This window comes from Streptomyces sp. NPDC007875, assembly GCF_042868035.1.
Classification (GTDB): domain Bacteria; phylum Actinomycetota; class Actinomycetes; order Streptomycetales; family Streptomycetaceae; genus Streptomyces; species Streptomyces antimycoticus.
In genome coordinates, this window is record NZ_JBIADZ010000027.1 from 120155 (window position 1) to 126226 (window position 6072).

Genomic DNA, 6072 nt, shown 5'->3' on the forward strand with positions numbered 1-6072 from the left:
CTTTCTCCCCCTCCTGAAGGAGGGGATTCCTACGGCTCGCGCCGTGGAGGTTCCTGCTTCATCGCCGACCGCCCGCCCGGAGAACTCCGTTGAGGTCTTACACCGGCTCCACAGGCCGACACCGCCAGCCCGGCGGCCAAAATGTTCCACGCCGCGTTCACGTCACGGTCGTGGGTGACGCCACAACTGCCGCAGGTCCAGGTGCGGACGCTGAGCGGCATCTTGTCCTGCAGGGTTCCGCAGTGCGAGCAGAGCTTGGAGGAAGGGAACCAGTGGTCGACCGCGATCACCTCGCGGCCGTACCACCGGGCCTTGTACTCCAGCATGCTCCGCAACTCAGACCAGGCCACGTCCGAGATGGTCCGGGCCAGCCTGCCGTTCTTGAGCAGGTTCCGAACGGTGAGGTCCTCGATCACGATCGTTTGGTTGTCACGAACGAGCCGAGTAGTGATCTTACGCAACGTGTCGCGCCGCCGGTCGGCGATCCGGGCGTGAACGCGGGCGACCCTCCGGCGAGCCTTGGCCCGGTTGGCCCCCTCCCAGGAACCGGAACGCGCTGGTGGTGTACTCCGCCGACCTGCGGGACTTGCCCAAAGAGCCCGATTCCTCCCCACCCTGAAAGGGCGGGGTTTCCTCGGAGGAGATCAGATGAAGCTGTCCTTACGGCTCGGCCTCGGCATCGCCGTACTCGCGGCGCTCTCCGCCTGCGCGGACGGGCCCTCGTCGTCCTCCGACGGTGGCTCGGGCGCTCGGGCCACGCTCCAACTCGCCGTTCCCTCGGCCGTGATCGCCCCCAAGGAAGAGGTCGCCACCTACGCGGTGGGCGACGCCGAGGGCTATCTGGCCGAGGAGAAGCTGAAAGTCGACGTGATCAACACCGACGGGTCGGTGGCAGCGGTCCAGGCCGTCGCCTCGGGCAGCGCCGACATCGCGCCGGCCGACGCGGGAGCCATCCTCGCCGCACGGGAGAAGGGCGTCCCGGTGAAGGTCATCGGGGGCCTGGTACGGAACTGGCCGTGGCGTATGGCCGTCCGGCCCGGCAGTGAGGTCAGGAGCCCGGCTGACCTCAAGGGCAAGAAGATCGGGGTCATCAGCCTCGCCTCCGGCTCGGCCATCTACGCCCGCGCGTATGCGGGCGACGCCGGGCTGGACGCGGCCAAGGACATCGACCTGCTGCCGGTCGGCGTGGGCGCACAGGCCCTGGCCGCCCTGGAGGATGGCAGGGTCGACGTGCTCGCCCTGTACACCCAGGCGTACACCGCCATCGAGAACACCGGCACCAAGCTGCGTTATCTCGACAACTCCGATGCGTTCGACGGCATCCGCTCCCTGACCTACACGGTGACCGAGAAGACCCTCAAGGAGAAGAAGGATGTGCTGACGCGCTACTTGCGCGCCTCCTACAAGGCACTGCTCTTCTCCGCCGTCAACCCCGAGGCCGCGATGCGCGACGGCTACCAGACCTTCCCAAAGCTGCTGACCGGCAAGAAGGCCGACGACCGCATCGCCGACGACACCAGGACCCTCGAGGCGTGGATCAGGACCGCGGTCCCCGCCACCGGTGAGCCCGAGAACTTCAAGGACTGGGGTGCGATCGGCGACGTGGAGTGGGACAAGACGGTCGCCTACACCAGGACGGCCGGCCAGATCACCAAGGATGTCTCCCTCCCGGAGCTGTGGGACGGCAGCCTGCTGGGGGGCGCGAACGATTTCGACCCGGCGGCCGTGATCGCGAAGGCGAAGGCCGCCGGGTGACGCGGGAAGGCGGGGAGACCGTGGACGAAGACCGCTGGATCGAGGTCACCGGACTGCACAAGACCTACCGGCCGCGCAGGTCCGAGCCGACCCACGCGCTCTCGGACATCACCTTCACGGTCCGACGCGGCGAGTTCCTGTCGGTCGTCGGCCCGTCGGGGTGCGGCAAGACCACCCTGCTCAAGATCCTCGCCGGGATCGTCTCCAGGAGCCAGGGGACGGTCCGCGTCGCCGGCCGCGACGTGACGGGGCCGCTGCCCGAGGTGGGCATGGTCTTCCAGACGCCGATCCTCCTGCCCTGGCGCACCGTGTTGCAGAACGTGATGGTGCCCGTGGAGGTACAGAAGCTGGACGCCTCGGTGTACCGGGAGCGGGCCGAGCGGCTGCTCGCGATGGTCGGCCTCGAGGGCTTCGAGGGCAGACACCCGCATGAGCTGAGCGGCGGGATGCAGCAGCGCGCCGGAATCTGCCGGGCCCTGGTGCACGACCCGGCCGTGCTGCTGATGGACGAGCCCTTCGGCGCACTCGACGCCCTGACCCGCGAGTCGTTGAACGTCGAGTTGCTGAGGGTCTGGCGGGCGAGCGGCCAGACCGTCGTGTTCGTCACCCACTCCATCCCCGAAGCGGTCTTCCTCTCCGACCGGGTCGTGGTTCTCAGCCCCCGCCCCGGCCGCATAGCCGAGATCGTCGACATCGAGCTCGAACGCCCGCGCACACTCGGCGCGATGGCCTCGGACCGCGCCGGAGTCTTCGTCGAGCGGGTCCGCAGGCATGTCAACGCCACCTGGGTGACCGACTCATGAAACGACTCCGCAAGCGACGGCTCCACGTTGACCCGCGAGAGCGCCCCGAACTGCTGCTCGTTCCCGCCGTCTTCGTCGTCACCATGCTGGCCTGGGAGTTCGCGGTCCCCGCCTTCGGTATCGACGACTACGTGCTGCCGCGCCCCTCGCAGATCTCCGACGCCCTCCGCACGCAGTTGGCGGACCCGTTGTTCTGGGGACATCTGAAGGTGACGGTCCTGGAGTCGCTGTACGGCTTTCTGCTCGGAGTGGCGGCGGCGCTGGTGCTGGGCACCGCGATCTCCCAGGTGCGGCTGATCGAGCGCACCTTCATGCCGTATGTCGTCGCCTTCCAGACGGTGCCCAAGGTGGCGCTCGCACCGCTGTTCGTCGTCTGGTTCGGCTTCGGCATGACGAGCAAGGTCGTCATGGCGGCGGTGATCTCGTTCTTCCCCGTGCTGGTCAACGTCATCGAGGGGCTGCGCTCGGCCGACGCCGACCGGATCCAGATGCTCACGGTGTTCGGCGCCGGCAGGTTCCAGGTGTTCCGGATGGTGCGGCTGCCGAGCGCGCTCCCCTTCATCTTCGCCGGCCTGGACATCGGGATCGTCTTCTCGATCCTCGGGGCCGTCGTCGGCGAGTTCATCGGCGCGAAGGAGGGCCTGGGATACCTCCTGCTGCAGACCAACTACAACTTCGACATCGCCGGGATGTTCGCCGTGCTGGTGGTGCTCTCCGTACTGGGGCTGATCGCCCACTTCATCATCCGGTTCGCCCAGAAGCGGCTCGTCTTCTGGGCCGAGGAGAACCGGGTGATCGGCGCATGACGAGCTCAGGACGACAGCGGCAGGAGGCCCGCATGACCGCATACGACCTGGTGGTGAAGAACGCCCGTGTGGTCGCCCACGAACACGATGACGCGCGCCCCGCGGACATCGCCGTCAGCGGAGGCCGGATCGCCGCCGTAGCCTCCGGCATCGCCACGGAGGGCGCCCGTCGGGTGGTCGACGCCGGCGGCAGGCTGGCGTTCCCCGGTGTCGTCGACGCCCACCAGCACTGGGGGATCTACCACCCGCTGTCCGAGGACGCGGCCACCGAGAGCCGCGCGTGCGTACAAGGAGGCGTCACCAGCGCCCTGACCTATACCCGGACCGGCCGCTACTACCTCAACAAGGCCGGTGCGTACGCCGATTTCTTCCCCGAGGTGCTGGCCGCCGCCTCCGGCCGCTCCCATGTCGACTACGGCTTCCACCTCGCGCCGATCTCGCGCGCTCACCTCGACGAGATTCCCGACCTGATCGAGCGGTTCGGTGTCACCTCGTTCAAGGTCTTCATGTTCTACGGCGGCCACGGCCTCCACGGCAGGTCGGCCGACCAGAACGCGTTCCTGATGCTCGCCGAGGACGAGCGGTACGACTACGCGCACTTCGAGTTCGTCATGCGCGGGGTGCAGGCCGCCCGCGAGCGGTTCCCCGACCTCGCCGACGAGATCTCCCTCTCCCTGCACTGCGAGACTGCCGAGATCATGACCGCGTACACCAGGCTGGTCGAGGAGGCGGGTGACCTGACCGGGCTCGCCGCCTACAGCGCCTCCCGGCCGCAGCACTCCGAGGGCCTCGCGGTCACCGTCGCCTCCTATCTGGCGCACGAGACCGGTCTGCCCACGATCAACCTGCTGCACCTGTCGTCCCGCAAGGCGGTCGACGCGGCCGTGCGGATGAGCCGGGCGTTCCCGCACATCGACTTCCGCCGTGAGGTGACCGTCGGGCATCTGCTCGCCGACATCACCACCGCACACGGCCTCGGCGGCAAGGTCAACCCGCCGCTGCGGCCCCGCGACGACGTCGAGGCGCTCTGGGAGTACATGCTCGACGGCACCGTCGACTGGGTCGTCAGCGACCACGCGTGCTGCCGCGAGGAGGTGAAGTTCGGCGTGCCCGAAGACGACGTCTTCCTCGCCAAGGCCGGCTTCGGCGGCGCCGAGTACCTCCTCCCCGGCCTGCTCACCGAGGGAACGAAACGCGGCCTGCCGCTGGGCCGGATCGCCGCGCTGACCTCCTGGAACCCGGCCCGGCGCTACGGGCTGCGTACCAAGGGCAGCCTCGCCCCCGGCTTCGACGCCGACATCGCCCTGGTCGACCCGGGCCGCACCTGGACCGTGCGCGCCGCGGAGTCGGAGTCGACGCAGCAGTACACCCCGTTCGAAGGCTTCGAGCTGACCGCCCAGGTCACCGACACCTTCTTGAGGGGCCACCACATCCTGCAGGCGGGTAAGGTCGTCGGCCCACCCGTCGGCGCCTACCTGCGCCGCCCGGTCGGCACCGCCTGAGCTCGGAAACTGCAAGATTCCCGACAGCGTCAAGCTCAGGAGACGGGCGCGTGGTGGTAGTCGGCGGCGAACGCCTTGCCCAGCTTGACGAGAGACTCCGGAGCGTCCAGGCGTTCCATAACTGCCTCGATGAAGACGAGCCGGTCGCGGTTGCTCCTGGCCGTGTCGAGCGCGGCCGCGAGGGTGTCTTCGGTGTCCGCCTTGCTGGGGGTCGAATGCTTCGACCAGCCGGTCGTACCGCCAGGTGGCGATGTTGTTGTAGCTCGCGTCCGCGCCGAGGATGCAGCGCGATGACCCGTGACGGGTCGATGTTCTGGGAGAATCCGCCGGTGACCGAGTCGGTGAACTGAGTGCCGACGGCCAGCGGGCAGTCCGCGTTCTCGATGGACTCCCGGACGTAGGTGTCGCTGAGCTTGCCGGCGTATCCGCCGATGAACTGGTCGTGATCCTCCGGGAAGACGCCCTTGGCGTTGCTGAGACAGGCGACCGGGCAGCCGATCTCTCGACGAGTTCCACCAGTTGGTCGGCGAGGTGGTAGCGGTCGGCCTCGGGACCGACCAGCACGGCCACCGACCGGGCCGCGCGCAGCACATCGCGCGCCTGGCCGGCGAAATTCTCCAGTCTGCGGGGGTCGCTGGAGGGTTCCAGGAGGGCCAGGGGCTCGGTCGGCGCCTCGACCGTCTCGTACGCGACGTCCGAGGGCAGCATGATGTACACGGGGCGTTTGAGCGACCGGCAGAAGCGCAGTACCCGGTCGATCTCCGAAGCGGCGTTGTCGCGGGTCAGCATCGCCTGCGCGACCGTGTACTCACCGGCGCACTTCGCGGCACGGGTGAAGTCGCCGTCACCGGCCGTATGGCGGACCTTCTGCTTGCCTCCATGACGAACGTGGCCGCCAGGCAGAATCCGATGGCCAGGAGCGCGTCCAGCATCGCGGTGCCCTTGGCATTCGGGCGGCATCCTGCGGCAGACCGGGCGTCACACGTGGGCAGCGGGCGCAACGACGCCCCGGACGCACGCGGACGGCCCAATGCCTGTCTGGAGAGGGGATTCCGCGTGTGGGCATGCCCGGGCCGGGGGGGGGGGGGGGGGGGGGGGGGGGCCGCCCCCCCCGGGGGGGGGGGGGGGGGGGGGGGGGGGGGGGGGGGGGCGGGGGCGGGGGCGGGGGGGGGGGGGGGGGGGGGGGGGGGGGGGGGGGGGGGGAGG

The 6072-nt window shown here is 69.3% G+C and carries 5 protein-coding genes and 1 pseudogene; 4 read left to right on the forward strand and 2 right to left on the reverse strand.

Annotated features, from left to right (window positions below; translation table 11 throughout):
- Nucleotides 1-29: 29 nt before the first annotated feature.
- Nucleotides 30-545, reverse strand: a pseudogene (locus ACFYOY_RS38725) (RNA-guided endonuclease TnpB family protein); the annotation flags it as partial.
- Between the two features lie 103 nt (nt 546-648).
- Between ACFYOY_RS38725 and ACFYOY_RS38730 the strand changes: the two are divergent.
- Genes ACFYOY_RS38730 through ACFYOY_RS38745 form a run of 4 tightly spaced genes read left to right on the forward strand, consistent with a single transcriptional unit; the run spans nt 649 to nt 4866 of the window.
- The gene (locus ACFYOY_RS38730; RefSeq protein WP_351902091.1) at nt 649-1755 is read left to right on the forward strand and encodes an ABC transporter substrate-binding protein; all 1107 of its coding nucleotides are present in this window, start codon (nt 649-651) and stop codon (nt 1753-1755) included.
- A 20-nt stretch (nt 1756-1775) separates the two neighbouring features.
- Entirely contained in the window at nt 1776-2558 is a 783-nt protein-coding gene (locus tag ACFYOY_RS38735) for an ABC transporter ATP-binding protein (protein WP_351902089.1), read from the forward strand.
- Nucleotides 2555-3364, forward strand: coding sequence for an ABC transporter permease (locus ACFYOY_RS38740; protein ID WP_388592303.1), 810 nt, complete (start codon nt 2555-2557; stop codon nt 3362-3364). The genes ACFYOY_RS38735 and ACFYOY_RS38740 overlap by 4 nt, the downstream gene beginning before the upstream one ends.
- Nucleotides 3365-3396: 32 nt before the next feature.
- Nucleotides 3397-4866, forward strand: coding sequence for a dihydroorotase family protein (locus ACFYOY_RS38745; protein WP_351902085.1), 1470 nt, complete (start codon nt 3397-3399; stop codon nt 4864-4866).
- On the opposite strand, the gene ACFYOY_RS38750 is transcribed toward ACFYOY_RS38745, so the two are convergent.
- Nucleotides 4766-5605, reverse strand: a complete 840-nt coding sequence (locus ACFYOY_RS38750; RefSeq protein ID WP_388592308.1) for a hypothetical protein — start codon at nt 5603-5605, stop codon at nt 4766-4768. The genes ACFYOY_RS38745 and ACFYOY_RS38750 overlap by 101 nt on opposite strands.
- Nucleotides 5606-6072: the final 467 nt, after the last annotated feature.